The 18,792-nt window shown below is 30.0% G+C and carries 16 protein-coding genes and 3 pseudogenes; 1 reads left to right on the top strand and 18 read right to left on the bottom strand.

Annotated features, from left to right (window positions below; genetic code table 4):
- Positions 1 to 140: 140 nt before the first annotated feature.
- The 3 genes from D9R21_RS08080 to D9R21_RS01215 form a co-directional block, all read right to left on the bottom strand.
- Positions 141 to 449 carry a hypothetical protein gene (locus D9R21_RS08080; RefSeq protein WP_241568638.1) on the bottom strand — a complete coding sequence of 103 codons (309 nt, stop codon included), beginning with the start codon at positions 447 to 449 and terminating at the stop codon, positions 141 to 143.
- A gap of 151 nt (positions 450 to 600) precedes the next feature.
- Positions 601 to 945 carry a PTS sugar transporter subunit IIA gene (locus D9R21_RS08075; RefSeq protein ID WP_241568637.1) on the bottom strand — a complete coding sequence of 115 codons (345 nt, stop codon included), beginning with the start codon at positions 943 to 945 and terminating at the stop codon, positions 601 to 603.
- Between the two features lie 181 nt (positions 946 to 1,126).
- Positions 1,127 to 2,035 carry a type I phosphomannose isomerase catalytic subunit gene (locus D9R21_RS01215; RefSeq protein ID WP_126820754.1) on the bottom strand — a complete coding sequence of 303 codons (909 nt, stop codon included), beginning with the start codon at positions 2,033 to 2,035 and terminating at the stop codon, positions 1,127 to 1,129.
- Positions 2,036 to 2,148: 113 nt separating this feature from the next.
- Here D9R21_RS01215 and D9R21_RS01210 point away from each other — a divergent pair, with 113 nt between their 5' ends.
- A complete protein-coding gene (locus tag D9R21_RS01210) occupies positions 2,149 to 2,643 on the top strand; it encodes a hypothetical protein (protein WP_126820753.1) in 495 nt (164 codons plus the stop codon).
- Here D9R21_RS01210 and D9R21_RS08070 read toward each other — a convergent pair.
- The 15 genes and pseudogenes from D9R21_RS08070 to D9R21_RS01150 all read right to left on the bottom strand — a co-directional run.
- Positions 2,636 to 2,839 (bottom strand): hypothetical protein, encoded by a 204-nt coding sequence (locus D9R21_RS08070; protein ID WP_241568636.1) that lies wholly within the window; start codon positions 2,837 to 2,839, stop codon positions 2,636 to 2,638. The genes D9R21_RS01210 and D9R21_RS08070 overlap by 8 nt on opposite strands.
- An 18-nt stretch (positions 2,840 to 2,857) precedes the next feature.
- A pseudogene (locus tag D9R21_RS08065) lies at positions 2,858 to 2,950 on the bottom strand (hypothetical protein); the annotation flags it as partial.
- Between the two features lie 15 nt (positions 2,951 to 2,965).
- Positions 2,966 to 3,646, bottom strand: coding sequence for a hypothetical protein (locus tag D9R21_RS01205; protein ID WP_241568634.1), 681 nt, complete (start codon positions 3,644 to 3,646; stop codon positions 2,966 to 2,968).
- A gap of 60 nt (positions 3,647 to 3,706) precedes the next feature.
- Positions 3,707 to 4,321 (bottom strand): annotated as a pseudogene (locus tag D9R21_RS01200) (LemA family protein).
- 112 nt (positions 4,322 to 4,433) lie between these two features.
- Positions 4,434 to 5,624: an elongation factor Tu gene (gene tuf / locus D9R21_RS01195; protein ID WP_126820752.1), complete on the bottom strand. Its 1,191-nt coding sequence runs from the start codon at positions 5,622 to 5,624 to the stop codon at positions 4,434 to 4,436.
- Between the two features lie 118 nt (positions 5,625 to 5,742).
- Positions 5,743 to 7,821, bottom strand: coding sequence for an elongation factor G (gene fusA / locus D9R21_RS01190; protein WP_126820751.1), 2,079 nt, complete (start codon positions 7,819 to 7,821; stop codon positions 5,743 to 5,745).
- A gap of 21 nt (positions 7,822 to 7,842) precedes the next feature.
- Positions 7,843 to 8,310, bottom strand: coding sequence for a 30S ribosomal protein S7 (gene rpsG / locus D9R21_RS01185; protein WP_126820750.1), 468 nt, complete (start codon positions 8,308 to 8,310; stop codon positions 7,843 to 7,845).
- Between the two features lie 25 nt (positions 8,311 to 8,335).
- Entirely contained in the window at positions 8,336 to 8,758 is a 423-nt protein-coding gene (gene rpsL / locus D9R21_RS01180) for a 30S ribosomal protein S12 (protein ID WP_126820749.1), read from the bottom strand.
- Between the two features lie 134 nt (positions 8,759 to 8,892).
- Positions 8,893 to 12,645: a DNA-directed RNA polymerase subunit beta' gene (rpoC, locus tag D9R21_RS01175; RefSeq protein WP_126820748.1), complete on the bottom strand. Its 3,753-nt coding sequence runs from the start codon at positions 12,643 to 12,645 to the stop codon at positions 8,893 to 8,895.
- Positions 12,646 to 12,658: 13 nt separating this feature from the next.
- On the bottom strand, positions 12,659 to 16,567 hold the full coding sequence (gene rpoB / locus D9R21_RS01170) for a DNA-directed RNA polymerase subunit beta (protein WP_126820747.1): 3,909 nt from the start codon (positions 16,565 to 16,567) through the stop codon (positions 12,659 to 12,661).
- Between the two features lie 111 nt (positions 16,568 to 16,678).
- Entirely contained in the window at positions 16,679 to 16,846 is a 168-nt protein-coding gene (locus D9R21_RS07915; protein ID WP_196234369.1) for a hypothetical protein, read from the bottom strand.
- A gap of 64 nt (positions 16,847 to 16,910) precedes the next feature.
- Complete coding sequence (locus tag D9R21_RS01165) at positions 16,911 to 17,513, bottom strand: hypothetical protein (protein WP_241568633.1); 603 nt, start codon at positions 17,511 to 17,513, stop codon at positions 16,911 to 16,913.
- 68 nt (positions 17,514 to 17,581) lie between these two features.
- Positions 17,582 to 17,785, bottom strand: coding sequence for a hypothetical protein (locus D9R21_RS07910; protein ID WP_196234368.1), 204 nt, complete (start codon positions 17,783 to 17,785; stop codon positions 17,582 to 17,584).
- Between the two features lie 19 nt (positions 17,786 to 17,804).
- Positions 17,805 to 18,497, bottom strand: a complete 693-nt coding sequence (locus D9R21_RS01155) for a hypothetical protein (RefSeq protein WP_241568632.1) — start codon at positions 18,495 to 18,497, stop codon at positions 17,805 to 17,807.
- Positions 18,498 to 18,562: 65 nt separating this feature from the next.
- A pseudogene (locus D9R21_RS01150) lies at positions 18,563 to 18,792 on the bottom strand (integrase core domain-containing protein); the annotation flags it as partial.

Below are 18,792 nucleotides of genomic sequence, written 5' to 3'. Positions count from 1 at the left end.
AATGAAATAAATGATATTCAAGCCGCAAAGAAAAGGATATAATAAATAAAAGTTTATAAACCTTTTTTACTAATACTTACTTTTTGGGGTGCACTCTATAATCCTTTATTATTAATCTTTTTTTAATTTGGGTTTGATGATTACTTTTTTGTTATATGGCGGTGATTATGTTCTTTTTTTACTTTTTGAGATTTTTTATTAGCAACTACTTTATTAGTATGTTTTTTTACCACAAATTGTTTCATTGAAATTGTTTCACCAGTACGTTTTTTATCTACAACTTGTCAGAAACCATACATAAAGGCAGTAATTAAAGCCCCAATAATCATAAATAAGAATGCTAGTAATGTCCATCCTCAAGCACTAGCTCATCCATAAACTCCAGCATCACTATTACCACGACCTAACGCTGATAAGAATCCAACAATTGGTCCACCATGACCAGCCAAATCAGCAATTCCTACAGCATCAGCTAAAGCACCTCTTCTTTTCCAATCCCAGTTAATAATGCTGCTGAAATTTTTGCTTTGTCTGTTTCAACTTTCATTGCTTTTTTAAAATCTTCATCCATTAATTTTCGTGCTACTTCACTTAAAATTCCTAAATGAATTTCTCCTGATTTAGCTTCGGGAATAATATTAAAGCAATGGGAACTTTCGTTGGTTTTCCATCCATTGCATTTCAATCAACATCATTTTTGAAACGAATAAATAAAACCGCTGCATTTGTAACAGCACTAATTCGTGCATGAGGAATTGCAAAGCCATCTTCAAAACCTGTTGAAGATTCTTTTTCTCGGGCCTCAAAACCTTTAACAAGTTCATTGCGGTCAGAAACATATCCAAGATTTTCAGCTAATTGAGCAAGTTCTAAAAAAACTTCTTCTTTAGTTTTAGCTGTTGAATCTAAAATAATATGTTTTTCATTAAAAATGTTATTATACATATAGTTTTTTTTCCTTCCATTTATAGTTTACTATTTTAAAATTAAAACTCAATAATTTTATTAAAAAAAATCTATTTTTAAATATAAAATGGAATTTTTTTTCTATAAAATTAAAATTTAATGGGTGTCATTTTTTTAGTTAAAAAAAGAGCAAAAATTTGAATTTTTGCTCTTTTTAAATTTATCTTTTATAACTTAATAATGCTTTACCCTTAACATTTATTGTTAATTTTTGTGCTAATTCCACAATTATTGCTGATTCACCTGCTAAAAGTTCTGTTGTTCCGGTAGTTATTTTTCCTTCAACAACTGTTACTTGTGCTCATTTTATAGTATTTAAATCAAGTTCTCGTGTTTTTGTTAATAAATGTAATGTAAAATATTCATTATCAATTAAAATTCCTTCATTACGATGAACAATTTGATTAGTCGAATCAGGAACTGTTGTTACATCAAAACATTCTTGTAAATGAAGCGGACGAAAGTTTCCATCTTTATCAGCACGATCAAAGTCATAAAAACGATATGTTATATCTGATGAACGTTGTAATTCAAAAACTGTTACACACGGGGTAATGGCATGAACTTTACCTGGAGGAACATATAAAAAATCCCCTTTTTGTACTTTTACTTCTGTAAATAATTGTGCTCATGCCTTTTTTTCAACCAATTGAATTAATTCTGCTTTTGTTTGAGCATAATGTCCATAAATAATTTTAGCATCAATAGGGCAATCAAGGATATATCAGCATTCAGGTTTACCTAACATTTTGTTATGTTTTAAGCTATATTCATCATCAGGATGAACTTGAACTGATAAATAATCATTTGCTGTAATAATTTTGGATAATAAAGGAAAATCTTTATCAGTAGTTCCAAAATATTCTGGATGATTTGCAAAAAATGTTTTTAATGATACTACCGTCTCAGAACCATTCGCAATATAACTCATTCCATTATCTAATGCACTAATCACTCATGCTTCACCATATAAGTCATCTGTTGGCAATTGAAAACCAAAATCCGCTAATTTTTGCCCCCCTCATAAACGTTCTGAAAAATATGGTGTCACTTTAATTACTTTATACATAAATGTCACCCTCAGTTTTTCTATTATATTAAACCACAAAAACTGAAAAAATAATATTATCATTAAAATTTATAGTAAGATATATTTAACTAATAAAATGATTGGAGTCAACAATGGAAATTATTCGTATTCGAAGTTATCTTAAAAAAATTAAATGGCATTTATTATGACTTTTTGCTGCATTAGGTATTGTAACAATTATTTTTATAATTATTTTCCTAGCATTAAAAAACATGTCATCACAAAATAAATTAATTTATTGTTCAATTTTTCTTGTGGTTAATTTAATTATATTATTTATTAATTATTTAATTATTAAAAACCCCTTTATTTTTTCAAAAATTTATTATTATGACAACAACAAAAATCGATTACGTTTAAGTTTATATTTTTATTTTTTTGTTTTAATCATTACAATTGTTTTCTTCTTTTTAACTTTAATTTCCATCCAACTAATTTTAAAAACAACTTTTAGTCTTGTAATTAAGCGATTGTGATATGTTGGCTTAGGATATGCTCTATGAAGTTGTAGTATTATTGGTGGATTTAATACCATTAATTTAATTATTTTAAATAAACCCATTCCACCACAAAAATCTACTACCTAAAATCATACACTAAAACTCATTGCAAAACAGTCAATAATCATTCAATGTCTTGATGAATAACATCAATAATATTTGTCAAAATATCTTGATAAGTTCCAATAAAATAGAATCAAAGTAGTCGTCCTTTTGGGTCATCAAAACTATTAACAAAATAATTATCAAAAACAATTGTCAAGCTCCCATCATCAAAGTGCATAGTTGGGATTTTTGTTTCTTATTTTTCTAACTCAATTAAATTGACTATTACTTTTGGTGTTAATAATTTTCGTATTAAAATTTGGTCATTTGCATTAACAGCAAACATTTTTTCAAATTCTGTTGATTATAATGTTGTATTATCTCTTGTTTTAAAAATTTTTAAGAAGGTATGCATTGCTTTAATTGTAGCAACTAATTCTGGCATTTGCTTAACATCAAGCGTCAAATATAGATATCGCGTATAAGTAACTTCTTCATCTTTACCTCAACCATTCACTTCGCGTCGTGTCAATGTTCCAAATGAGTAATTAATATCATTTTCATAAAAATTAATAACATAGTCTTCTTTAAGATCTTTCGTATTAGGTACTCCCATGCGTGGAAAAAGATTAAATTTTTGAGTAATAGTAGCAATTTGATATTGTTTTTTTGCCAAAGCATTAAGACCAATTTGATAAAATTTCTCAAACGGTAATTCTTGCATAATAATTTTTTGTAATTTTGCTGCTTGATAATACTTTGTAAATAATCAAATCCCTAAACTTAAAGTAACTAAACTACTAAAAACTAAAATAATTTTGCCAGCAATACCTAATTCTAATAATCCTTTTAAAAAACTAAGTGGCATTCCCATAATTATTGCTAATAATAAAAACCACAAGAAAAAAGTAATAACAACTAAGATAAAATTCAAAAAGATATACCGCTTTTTAAAATATTTAAAATTAAGATTTTTTAGTTTATGTTTTTGCATTAACATTTGAAAATCATGTTCAACAATTGTTTCTAAATCTGATTTAATCATTCTTATTTTATCCTTTTATATTTTTTTAATTAATTAAAAAATAGAATTAAACCAAAATAATTATTGGCCTAAATCTATCTTAACATCTTGACGATCAGCAGCATTAGCTTCAAAATATAAGAATGTACTTAATTTTAATGAACTTGCTGCAACATTTGATGGCCATGTTTTTAAACTCGCATTAAAGTCACGAACTGCTGAATTATAAAAACGTCGTGCAGCGGCAATATTATCTTCACAATCTCTAATTCCTGCTTGTAATTCAATTACACTGTTATTAGCTTTTAAATCTGGATAATTTTCAATAATACATTAATTTTTACCAGCTTGACTTGTAACAGCATTATTAACTTGCTCTAATTCCTTCACATTTAAGTTTTTATTTGCTTGACTACGTAATTCAACAACTGTTGTTAAAGTATCTTTTTCATATTTCATATATTGCTTTGTGCTATCAATTAATTTTGCTAACATATCAATTCTTCGTTTTAATTGAACATCAATGTCAGAAGCTGTTTCTTCAATTTTTTCTTTATTTCTAATTAAATTATTTCTTGATAAAATAAATAAGAAAATTGGGATAATTAAAATAAATCAAATGTATACAAAGAATTTTCCTCAAAAACTACTTGTTGCTGGAACTTCCGCATTATTAACTGTTGGATTATATCCCATTGTTACTACTCTTTTCAGAACTTATCTAATATTATATAAGAAAAAAATATAAAAACAAGATTAATTATAATTAATAAAAAAATAACTCAAAGAGAGTTATTTTTTAATGTTATTATTTACTAATTGAAACAACTGTTCCGGCACCAATTGTACGTCCACCTTCACGAATTGAGAATTTTGTTCCTTCTTCAATCGCAACTGGGGCAATTAATTCAACTGTCATTTCAACATTATCCCCCGGCATAACCATTTCAACACCGCTTGGTAATTTAATTGAACCTGTAACATCCGTTGTACGGAAGTAAAATTGTGGACGGTAGTTTACAAAGAATGGTGTATGACGTCCACCTTCTTCTTTTGTTAAAACATAAACTTGTGCTTTAAATTCTTTATGTGGTTTAACTGAACCTGGTTTAGCAATAATTTGCCCACGTTCAACATCACTACGATCAACTCCACGTAATAAAACCCCAACATTATCTCCAGCTTTAGCATCATCTAATAATTTTCTAAACATTTCTAAACCTGTTGCAACAACTTTTTTAGTTTCATTTTTTAATCCAACGATTTCGACTTCTTCATTAACTTTAACAATTCCACGTTCAACACGACCTGTTGCCACTGTTCCACGACCTGTAATTGTGAAAACATCTTCAACTGGCATCATAAATGGTTTGTCAGTATCTCTTTCTGGTTCTGGAATTCATTCATCAATTGCGTTCATTAATTCCATAATTTTTTCTTCTCATTGAGCATCACCTTCAAGAGCTTTTAAAGCTGATCCTCTAATAACTGGTGTTTTTTCACCATCAAAACCATATTCACTTAATAGATCTCTAACTTCCATTTCGATTAAATCCATCATTTCAGTATCGCCATCCATCATATCACATTTGTTTAAGAAAACAACCATTTTTGGTACACCAACTTGTCTTGATAATAAGATATGTTCTCTTGTTTGAGGCATTGGCCCATCTGTTGCTGCAACAACTAAAATCGCACCATCCATTTGTGCAGCACCTGTAATCATGTTTTTAACATAATCGGCATGTCCAGGACAGTCTACGTGCGCATAGTGTCTTTTATCAGTACGATATTCAACGTGTGAAGTATTAATTGTAATCCCACGTTCTTTTTCTTCAGGAGCTTTATCAATATTGTCATATTTTTGGGCTTCTGCAAATCCTTTTTTAGCTAATACAGTTGTAATAGCTGCTGTTAAAGTAGTTTTACCATGGTCAACGTGGCCAATTGTTCCAACATTTACGTGTGGTAAACTTCTATCAAATTTTTGTTTTGCCATTTTAATCTTTTCCTCCTATATTTTTAATTAATAGACAAATGTCATAAATATTGTAAATTAATTCTTTTTACTTTGCAATCTTTTTTTAGTAATGGTAGATTAAACCATTGTGTAATAATTAATCTGTTGATTTTCCTGCTTTTTTAATAATTTCTTCGGTAATTGACTTTGGTGCTTCTTGGTAATGTGAAAACAACATTGTATAAGTTCCCCGTCCTTGGGTAAAACTTCGTAAGTCAGTTGCATATCCAAACATTTCTGATAATGGAACTTTTGCCTTTACAACTTGGGCATTTCCACGTTGATCATTTCCTTCAATTTGACCACGACGTGAAGATAAGTTTCCCATTACATCCCCATAGTATTCTTCTGGAACAGTAACTTCAACAGCCATAATTGGTTCTAAAATAACTGGTTTACATTTTTTAGCGGCTTCTTTTAAAGCTAAACTAGCGGCAAACTCATAGGCCATTTGTGATGAATCGACATCATGGTATGACCCATCATATAATGTTGCTTTAATATCAATCATTGGATATCCTGCTAATTTTCCTGTTTGCATTGACTCTTCTAAACCTTTTTTAACTGAACCAATGAATTCTTTTGGAATTTTTCCACCAACAATTGCGTCAACAAACTCAAATCCTTTATCATGATTTGGTTCAAACTTAATTCATACGTGTCCATATTGTCCACGTCCTCCTGATTGTTTAATGTATTTTCCTTCTACTTCAGCACTATCTTTAAATGTTTCACGATATGAAACTTGTGGTGCTCCAACATTAGTTTCCACTTTAAATTCACGTTTCATTCGATCAACTAAAATATCCAAGTGGAGTTCTCCCATTCCAGCAATAATTGTTTGCCCTGTTTCTTCATCTGTTCATGTTCGGAAAGTTGGATCTTCTTCTGATAATTTTTGTAATGCTAAACTCATTTTTTCTTGGTCAGCTTTTGTTTTTGGTTCTAAAGCTAAGTTAATAACTGGTTCTGGAAAAACCATTGATTCTAAGATTACTTCATTTTTTTCATCACAAAGCGTATCTCCTGTTGTTGTTAATTTCAAACCAACTGCTGCTGCAATATCACCAGCATACACTGCTTCAATTTCTTCACGATTATTAGCATGCATTTTTAACAAACGACCAATACGTTCTGTTTTATCTTTTGTTGAGTTTAATACAGAACTTCCTTTTTTTAACACTCCAGAGTAAACCCGGAAGAATGTTAATTTCCCAACAAATGGGTCTGTCATAATTTTAAATGCTAATGCTGAAAATGGTTCACTATCATCAGCATGACGTTCAACTTCAGTCCCATCTTCTAGAACACCTTTAATTGATGGAATATCAAGTGGTGAAGATAAATAATCAATTACCCCATCCAACATTAATTTAACTCCTTTGTTTTTAAAAGCACTTCCACAAAAGACTGGGAAAAAATCACCAGTTAATGTTGCAGTACGAATTGCACTTTTAATTTCTGGAATTGAAATATCATTACCATCCAAGTATTTCATCATTAAATCTTCATCAAAGTTAACCGCTGCTTCAATTAATTTCATTCGGTATTCTTCAACTAAGTCTTTTAAATCATCTGGGATTGGAATTTCTTTTGCTTCTTCGTTTGCTGCTCCATCATAATGATAAGCTTTTCGTTCAACGATATCAATAATTCCTGTAAACTGGTCTTCAGCTCCAATTGGAATTTGAACTGGATGAGCATTTGCTTGTAAACGGTCATGAATTGTTTTTACTGAGTATAAAAAGTCAGCTCCAATTTTATCCATTTTATTAACAAAGACAATCCGTGGTACACCATATGTAGTTGCTTGACGTCAAACCGTTTCTGTTTGGGGTTCAACTCCTGATTGTCCATCAAGAACAGCTACTGCTCCATCTAACACACGTAATGATCTTTCTACTTCAACAGTAAAATCAACGTGCCCTGGAGTATCAATAATATTTAAGCGCATATTTTTTCAAAACGCCGTTGTTGCCGCAGAAGTAATTGTAATTCCACGTTCTTGTTCTTGAGCCATTCAATCCATTTGGCTAGCTCCATCATGGGTTTCACCAATTTTATGAATTTTCCCAGTATGGAACAAAATGCGTTCTGTTGTTGTAGTTTTTCCAGCATCAATATGTGCCATAATTCCAATATTTCTCGTATTTTCTAGAGAATATTCTCTTGCCATTTTTCTTTTCCTTTCTATTTTTTATCAACGATAATGAGCAAAAGCCTTATTAGCTTCCGCCATTTTATGAGTATCATCTTTTTTCTTAACTGCTCCCCCAATTCCATTTGAAGCATCAATAATTTCATTTGCTAAACGATCAATCATACTTTTTTCATTACGTAATCTTGCATAATTAATTAATCATCTTAATCCTAACGTAACTTTACGATCTTCATTTACTTCAATTGGAACTTGATAATTAGCTCCCCCAATTCGGCGAACTTTTAATTCTAAATGTGGCGTAATGTTTTCAATTGCTTTATTAAAAACTTCTAACGGTTCAGTCTTTGTTTTTTCTTTAACAATCTCAAATGCTCCATATAAAATTGTTTGAGCAACTCCTCTTTTCCCATCAATCATAATTTTATTAATTGCACGTGTTACTAATTTTGAACTATAAATTGGATCTGGTAAAACATCTCTTTTCTCTGCTTGGCGTTTACGCATCGTAATAATCCTCCTTTCTGTTTAATTAAGCTTTTGCAGCTTTTGGTCTTTTTGTTCCATATAGTGATCTTCCTTGTTGGCGGTTATTAACTCCAGCAGTATCTAAAGTACCACGAATAATATGGTAACGAACCCCTGGTAAGTCTTTAACCCTTCCACCACGGATTAATACAACACTATGTTCTTGTAAGTTATGTCCTTCACCAGGAATATATGCTGTTACTTCCATTCCGTTTGTTAAACGAACACGAGCATATTTTCGTAACGCTGAGTTCGGTTTTTTTGGTGTCATTGTTGCAACCCTTGTACAAACACCTCTTTTTTGTGGTGCTGTAACATTAGTAGGTTTTTTTTGTAAAGAGTTTAGTCCTCTGTTTAAAGCAGGAGCTTTTGTTTTTCACACTTTATCTTTACGTGGTTTACGCACTAATTGATTAATTGTTGGCATTAAGCTTTCTCCTTTCTGTTTCACATATCCGAGTGTATCAAAGAATACAATCCATATATAATATTACATAAAACAAAAAATTAAGTCAAGATTTATTCTCAATATTCCCAAGAAAAAAAGACCTAATGGTCTTTTTAGTATTCTTCAGCTTTTGCTGCAATTCCAGCCGTAATAATATCTTTTGGATTTTTTAATCCTGTTCCCGCCGGAATTAAATGTCCTAACATAATGTTTTCTTTTAAACCTTCTAAACAATCAACTTTGCCTTTAATAATTGCCTTAACCAATACTCGTGTTGTATCTTGGAATGACGCTGATGATAAGAATGACTCAGATTCTAATGGTGCTTTTTTAATTCCAAAAATAACATGTTTTGCTCTTGGCGGTTTTTTCATTGAACGAACAGCTTTAATTGTTTCATTACGATAGCGTTTAATTGTTACAATTTCTCCTGGTAATAATTCAGTATCACCAGCATCAATAATTTTAACTTTATTTAACATTTGTTTAATAATAATTTCAATATATTTATCAGAAATTTCAATTCCTTGTAAACGATAAACTCGTTGTACTTCTTTTAAAATATAATTATGAACATCTTCAATTTTGGCAACTTCTAATAATTCTTTAATATTAATTGAACCTTCCGTCAATTTTTGACCACGAGCAACTTTGTCACCAATTTTAACTCTTAAAACAGCATTATATTGCGTTTTATATTTTCGTTCATCACTATCTGATTTAACATAAATGGTATGAATTCCACCTTCATCACGAATATCACTAATTTTTCCATCAATTTCAGAAATAACAGCAATTGATCCTTTTGGTGTGGTTACATCCAATAATTCTTTAATCCGTGGTAGCCCTTGGGTAATATCAGCTCCCCCAGCAACACCACCAGTATGGAATGTTCGCATTGTTAACTGTGTTCCTGGTTCTCCAATTGATTGCGCAGCAATTGTTCCAACTGCCTCACCAATTTCAACTTCCATTCCTGTAGCAAGGTTTTTTCCATAACAACGTTGGCAAACACCTTTTTCTGCTTCACAAGTTAAAACAGAACGGATAATAACTTCCTTAATATCATTATCAACAATTTTTCGACTATCTTCTTCAGTCAATAATGTATTAGCAGCAATAACTTCACCATTTTTTAATTTAATATCTTTTAAATTATAGCGACCAACTAAACGATCAAATAATGGCACAATAATGTTAGCATGTTTTTGCTCAATAATATCTGATACAATAAAACCACGACGAGCATTACAATCTTTCACTGTAATAATAATTTCTTGTGAAACATCAACTAATCGTCTTGTTAAATATCCTGAGTCAGCTGTTTTTAAAGCAACATCAGCCATCCCTTTTCGTGCCCCATGGGTTGAAATAAAGAATTCTGACACTGTTAAACCTTCACGGAACGAAGACTTAATTGGTAATTCAATAATGTCTCCTTTTGGATTATTCATTAACCCCCGCATCCCAACTAATTGGGTAAAGTTTGAAACATTTCCCCGTGCTCCTGAATCCGCCATCATAAAGATTGGATTTTTTGGGTCTTCACGTAAAACATGTTCTAATTCAGTTTGAATGTTATCTTTAACTTTTGATCATACAATAATAATGCGGTGTTGTTTTTCACGGCTGGTCAACATTCCCATTTTAAAGTAATCATTAATTTCTTTTACCTTTTGATCTGCCGCTTTAAATTCTTCTTGTTTTTTATCATAAACTTTAACATCGCCTGCTGATACTGTTACTCCTGATTTCCCTGAATATTTGAAACCAAGATTTTTCATGTTATCTAACATTTCAGCAGTCTTATTAGCTCCATATTGTTTAAAGTAGCGATCAATAATATTTGATAAATCTTTTTTCTTAAATGGTGGATTAACTTTTCAACTCGATAAATATTCAACTAAATTAACATTGTCTTTAATTAATGAGCGAGCAGGTAATGCTGTTAAATTTTCAACATTCGGTTCATTTAAGTATGGAAACTCTTCTTTAAAAATTTGATTAAAAATAATTTTTCCTGGGGTTGTAATAATATAATCTTTCATTTGTTCTGGTTTAAATTTTTTATTTACAAAACCAACAACAGGAATAGCAACTAAAGCATGTAAAGCGACAGCTCCAGTTTCATATGCAATAACAGCTTCATTTAAATCTTTAAAGATTGTCCCCTCCCCTAATTGTCCTTTTTCTTCATATGTTAAATAATAATTCCCTAACACCATATCTTGGGTTGGTGTAACAATTGGTTTACCATCTTTTGGTCCTAAAATATTTCGACTTCCTAACATTAAACTTCGTGCTTCAGCAACTGCTTCTTCTGTAATTGGGACATGAACCGCCATTTGGTCACCATCAAAGTCAGCATTAAAAGCAGTTGTTACTAATGGATGTAATCTAATTGCTTTTCCTTTGACTAATTTTGATTCAAATGCTTGAATTCCTAATCGGTGTAACGTTGGCGCACGGTTTAATAACACTGGACGAGTCTTAATAACTTCTTCTAAAACTTCTCATACTTTATCATCTTGATTTAAAATTAATTTTTCCGCAACTTTAATATTTGCTGCTAAACCATCTTTAACTAATTTACTAATAACAAATGGTTTAAATAATGTAATGGCCATATCACGTGGCAACCCACATTGATACATTTTTAAGTCAGGTCCAATTGCAATAACTGACCGTCCTGAATAGTCAACTCGTTTTCCTAATAAGTTTTGACGGAAACGACCTTGTTTTCCTTTTAAAATACTTGTTAATGATTTTAATGGTCGTTTATCTTTTCCCGTTACTGGTCGTGCCTTACGTTCATTATCTAATAAAGCATCAACAGCTTCTTGTAGCATCCTTTTTTCATTATTAACAATAACACCTGGTGCTCCCATTGCTTTAACTTTTTTTAATCGTTCATTTCGAATAATAATTCGACGATATAAATCATTAATTTCTGATGTTGTAAAACGACCACCATCTAGTTGAATAATTGGACGAATATCTGGTGGAATGACTGGCAATGCTCGTAAAATCATTCATTCTGGTCGTGAACCTGATTTTTTTAATGAATCTAAAACTTCTAAACGTTTCATTAATTTATTTTGATCTAATTGTGTTTTTTTATCTTTTAAATCTTGCTTAATTTTTTCAATTTCATCATCAATGTTTAGATTTTTTAATAATACTTCAACAGCTTCTGCTCCAATTCCAAATCGTGCATTAGTATGACGATTAATGAACTGAGCACATTCATCCATTGAAAATGGCAATGAAGTATTTTTTAAATCTTCAATCATTGTTTCTCCCACTTCATAAGCAATTGTGTTAGGTTCTAGTGTATCTAAAATTTCACGCAATGTCTTTGTTAATCGTTGACGTGTTTGTGCTGATGTTTTAGCATTTCCTAAATCTAATACCATTTTTTGTTTCAATGATTTTGCATCACCACCATCTAATACAATATATGAAACAAAGTAAACAACTTCTTCAAGTTCTTTTGTTTTCATATCTAAAATTAAAGCAATTCGACTAGGTGCTGCTTTTAACATTCAAATATGTGTTACTGGTTCTTCTAATTCAATATGTCCCATTCGTTCACGACGAACAATCGCTTCAGTAATTTCTACTCCACAACGTTCACAAATTTTTCCCTTATTTTTTGATTTTTTGTACTTCCCACAAGCACATTCAAAATTTTTGGTTGGACCAAAAATCTTTTCATCAAATAATCCATCGCGTTCTGGTTTTAATGTTTTATAATTAATTGTTTCTGGTTTTTTTACTTCCCCATATGATCAACTACGAATATCATCAGGGTTTGCTAAGCCAATTTTAATCATAAGATTATTTTTTTCATTATTTTCAATCATTTTTTCTTCCCCCTTAATCTAATTCATCTTGATCATTAATTTCATCAAGTTCATCATCAATGTCATCTAACTCATCATCGTCTAAATTATCTACCAAGTCAAAACTATCTTCAACTTTAACAAATTCATCTAAATTATCATTTTTTTGTGGCTCACGATTAGTACTTAAAATAAAGTTATCAATATCAAATTCATCTTCAAATTCATCACTATATGTTAATAAGTCTTCATCAACATAATCTGTCTCATCATAACTCTTAATATTCTTAATGTTTCCTTTTTCGTCAATCATATGAATATTAAATCCTAACCCTTGAATTTCACGAGTTAGCACATTAAATGATTCTGGGATTCCTGGTTCTGGAATCTTTTTATCTTTCACAATTGATTCATAAGCACGTGTTCTTCCTTTAATATCATCAGACTTAATTGTTAAAATTTCGCGTAATGTATAAGCTGCACCATAAGCTTCTAACGCTCATACTTCCATTTCTCCAAAACGTTGTCCCCCATTTTGGGCTTTTCCTCCTAATGGTTGTTGTGTAATTAATGAATATGGCCCAACATTTCTTGCATGTAATTTATCATCAACCATGTGTGATAATTTCAACATATACATTACTCCTACCGAAACTGGATTATCAAATTTTTCACCTGTTTGACCGTCAATTAAAACTTCTTTCCCAAAGTTTTTCATTCCTGCTTTATCCATAATTTCAATTAATTCTTCATTTGTCATTCCATCAAAAACAGGAGTTGAAATTTTTTGTCCCAACTTTTTCGCTGCCATTCCCAAATGAATTTCTAACACCTGTCCAATATTCATCCGTGATGGTACCCCTAATGGATTTAACATAATATCAATTGGTGTTCCATCTTCCATATGTGGCATATCTTCCAACGGTAAAATTTTCGAAATAACCCCTTTGTTCCCATGACGACCAGCCATTTTATCTCCTTCTTGGATTTTTCTTTTTTGAACAATATAAACTTTAATAACTTCTAAAACATCAGCTGATAATTCATATTTTTCTCGTGGAAAGCGTTTAATTGCTTGGATAATTCCTTCACCACCATTTGGAACTCGTAATGAATTATCTTTAACATTTTTTGATTTTTCACCAAAAATTGCTTGTAATAATTTATCTTCTGGTGATAATTGGGTTTGTCCTTTTGGTGTTACTTTTCCAACTAAAATATCACCGGGTTTAACTTCTGTCCCAATAATAACTAATCCATCATCATCTAAAAATTTTCGTGCATTTTCAGAAATATTCGGAATCTCACGAGTAATCTCTTCTGGACCTTGTTTTGTTTGACGACGTTCAATTGTATATTCTTCAATATGAATTGATGTAAAAACATCTTCGGATACTAACCGTTCTGAAACAATAATTGCATCTTCATAGTTGTAACCATTTCATGTTGTAAAAGCAACTACTACATTTTGTCCTAATGCTAGTTCTCCTTTGTCAATTGATGGTCCATCAGCTAAAACTTGTCCTTTTTTAATTTTTTGTCCTTGACGCACTAATGGGACATGAGTTAATGATGTTCCTTGGTTACTACGAACAAAAGTGTCTAAATTATAATTTTTTAACCCTTCTTTTGTTTTTAAAACAATTCTTGTTGCATCAACAAAATCAACAGTTCCATCATATTGTGAAACAATTGCTAATCCCGAGTCACGAGCAGCAGCATATTCAACTCCTGTTCCTACATATGGTGAATTTGGCGCAATTAAAGGAATTGCTTGTCGTTGCATATTAGCACCCATTAAAGCACGATTGGCATCATCATTTTCTAAAAATGGAATACAACTTGTTGCAATTGAAACAATTTGTTTTGGTGAAACATCAACATAGTCAACATCGTTTCGTCCAGCAATAATATTTTCTCCTTGGAAACGTGCAACCACTTGTTCATCTAAAATTTCACCCTTATCACTTAAACGAATATTAGCTTGTGCAACAACATAATTTTTTTCTTCATCAGCTGTTAAATAATCATTTTCCATTGTAACTTTGCAACCAATAACACGACGATATGGTGTTTCAATAAATCCATATGAATTAATTTTGGCATATGTTGCTAAGTTATTAATTAACCCAATATTAGGCCCTTCTGGGGTCTCAATTGGACAAATACGACCATAATGTGAGTAGTGAACATCTCGGACCTCTAACCCAGCACGTTCTCTTGATAATCCTCCTGGTCCTAGGGCTGTTAATCGACGTTTATTTGTTAATTCAGCTAAAGGATTTGTCTGATCCATAAATTGTGATAATTGTGATAAATTGAAAAATTCACCAATAATTGCTGATAATGGCTTATTATTAATAATATTTGAAGGTTTCATTTTAAATAAATTTGAAGTTGACATTTTTTCTTTAACATTTTTTTCAATTCTTAGTAAACCAATTCGAAATTGATTTTGTAATAATTCCCCAATTGTTCGAACACGACGATTTCCTAAGTGGTCAATATCATCAACTTCCCCAATTCCATCTGTTAAATTTAATAAATATGAAAATGTCGCCAAAACATCAGGCACTGTTACATATTCATCAGTTGCATTAGGATCAATTCCAATAATATTCGCTACACGTGAACGAACTTCATTATCAACATACACTTTAATTTTTTGGATTTTATTAGAACAAATAATTTCATCACTAAATTTAACTTCTTGTAAACAAACTCCTGCTTTTAAAATTCCTTTTAACTTGTTAATAGATTCTTTATCCATTAACGTTCCCTTGGTAAAAACAACTTTACCATTTACATCTTTAATGTCTTCAGCTAATATTTTGTTATAAATTCGATTTTCAACTGATAATTTTTGAATTAATTTAAAACGTCCTGCTTTGGTTAAATCATACTTACGTTTATCAAATAATAATCCATATAAATATTTTGTCGCACCATCTGGAGTTGCTGTTTCTCCTGAACGAATTTTTTTATAAATTTCTTGAACAGCAATACTTTGGTCATATGAAATATCACCTGTGTATGGATCTAATTCATAGGTGCTTTTTACTAATTTATTATCGCCAAAAATTTCTAGAGCATCTTCTTTAATAATTCCTAACGCCGTTAAGAAATTAGCAACCGATACTTTTCTAGATTTATCTATTTTTACATAAAAAACATTCTCAAATTTTTCTTCTTTTCCAACTTTAATTTTTTTATGATCTGATTCAAACTCTAACCATGTCCCTCGTGATGGAATTAAATCAACATAGTAAACATTTTCTCCATTTTTACGATTTAAATCAATTTTATAATATGCTCCTGGTGAACGAACTAATTGTGAAACAACGACTTTTTCTGAACCATTAACAATAAAAGTTCCCTTTCCTGTCATTAGTGGAAAATCACCAAAAAAGACTTCGCCTTCTTTTTCAATTGTAATATCAATAATTAGTTTATCATCTAATCTTTCTTTAATTGTTACTGTACATGTTGCTGTTTCATCGCCAGAATGAATATCATAATAAATAACATCAGTTGATTTTTTTAAAATTGTAATCATATGCCCAACACATTCTTCAATTCACGCTTTAATTAATTCGGGTTCTCCCTTAACAATTGCTTTTTCAACTTCTAAATCTTTTGAATTAATTGTTAATTTTAAATTTGAATAAATTGGTTCTTCAAAGATTTTTGACTCATCTTTTGCTTGAGAAATTGTTCTTCGTGGCTCTCTAAATTCTCAATCTAACATCTCTAAAACGATATTTCCTTCATGTCCAAAAATCGGAAATACCTCCCCGAACACTTCGCTAATCCCTGTTTTCTTGAATCAATCATATGTTTCAGTTTGAATTTCAATTAAGTTTGGTAAATCTAAATTCCCACTTACTTTTGTGTAATCAATTCTTTTAGCATAATGCCCAAATTCTTTTTCTTTTAATGCCATTAATTATTAACCTCACTTTTCACAATATACGCTTATAAATTTTATATTGGTTTGACACAAAAGTCAATTCTTTTTATTAAAAATTAAAAAAAGCATCAACTGCTTTTTTCCTTATATTAATTCTTGCTTATGACGATCACAAATAAAAATTTCATCATCAACTGTACCAACCATTGCTTCTTTCATTTTTCCAAATAAGACTCCAGCAGCTCCGCCACCAACACCTTGTTTTTCTTGTTCGGCAATACATTTAAAACATTTTGGATTAAAATTCGTCATTGCTTAAGACCTCCCTATATATTATTTTAATTTTACTAAAAAATAATAAAGTTGTAAAACTAAATTACTTATCAATTAAAATTCATGCTCATAATCCATGGTTAACATCAATATCGCCACCATTTGAACCGTAGGCTGCATAGAAAATTGAATTTGTTCGATTTAAACCAAATGTAAATGCTAAACAAAATGAACCTCAATAATAATTGAAGACAATTCGATTTCGAACGGTTTCATAATTATTATTATTTCCAACTCAAACGGATTTATCTTTGACCAAATTATAAGCATTAAATAACTTAAGATCAGGTAAATTCTCTACATTTGAACTTTGTTTAAAATTACTTAATAATTCTTTAAAAATTGCATTAGCACTATGCGTATTTCTTTTAAATTTATTAAATAACTTTTCACCAACATGAAATACACTAGTATGCTTAAAATTAATTTCATCTTTAAAAGTTGAAACTCGTTTTTTAATTTCAACTTGATAATATTTATGAAACGCAACAATTATTTTTCCAAAATTTATTAATTTATTATCTAAACCTTGACGACTAATTAAAATATTACTTTCAAAATTTTTACCATCGATTTTTAATGTTCCTGCTAATGGTAAACCATATAGTGAAATAAAATTTAAATTAACACATAATCTAGCTAACATCATATGATTATCACTGACATTAAAAATAGGTAAACTTTTTTTATAGGCTGTTACAAAATTTTCAGCTGTTAAGCTCGATGGATTAATGTTAAACCATTAGATAAAATTTTTATTCAACAATTTAATGAAAAAATTAATAAAAATAATGCAATTAACCAAGAAATTCGTGCGGCAATTGCTTTTGATAAAACTGGTAATAAATCTTTAATGCGCCTAATTTTAGGAACGGTAACAGCTGAAAATTCAGGACAATTACCTGAAACAGCTGACATTGGTAATTATCAACCAGCCTTATGGGCGGGAGAGGGAATAAGTATTATAATTAATTTCAAAATCATCGTAAATTGATTTGAATTCATTGTTTTGATCAATTATGACATTTTCATAATTATTAAAAAAGTTAATTAAATATTTTTTGATTTTTACAATTGATTTTTCTAAAATTTTTTTAATTTCATCTGGTTCATTTGTAATAACATAAGTAACTGTAAATGGGCGCATTTGTCTTAAGGATTTAAAACTTAAATCTAACATAAATTCATACTGAATTTGAACTGCCCGAACACCAGTCGTTGTAGTATTAGTTAATTTATTAATTTTATCTAAATCAATATAAGTTAAAGTAAATTTATCTGCTTCTTCAAGGTGATACAATGGTTTTTTCTTTAAAGTATTAAAATAATTTGGATATGTTTCACTAATTTTAACATTTAATTTCTTAAATATTTCTTTACATTCATTTTGAAATTTTTTTAATCCTAAATTAATCTGCGTATTTGAACGGTCAAGAACAACCGACTGGTTACGTTGATTAACTAAATCATAAAATTGATTTAATTCTGGAAATTCGTTTGAATTTTTAATATTTCCATTGCTATCATAATTTGTTATCTCATTACTAACATCACTGGCAATTTTCATTCAAATTAACATCTCATTTTGTAAATTTGAATTAGTATAATTAGTATCACGATATTTTATCATTCGACAACTTGTAATTTTACTAGTTATAGAGTGCACCCCAAAAAGTAAGTATTAGTAAAAAAGGTTTATAAACTTTTATTTATTATATCCTTTTCTTTGCGGCTTGAATATCATTTATTTCATTTTTTAACATCATTAATATATTCGTCATGCGATAAGTAAATATTGTTATGAATTGTTGCTTTTTTTAATAAAAAATGAAAACTTTCAATAACAATATTATCAGCACAATGATAATTTTTACCCATAGAAATTCTAATTCCATTAGATATACATTTATTATTATATATTTTTG

Source organism: Spiroplasma endosymbiont of Megaselia nigra, assembly GCF_003987485.1.
GTDB lineage: Bacteria > Bacillota_I > Bacilli_A > Mycoplasmatales > Mycoplasmataceae > Spiroplasma.
This window is presented reverse-complemented; position numbering and strand designations above follow the sequence as displayed.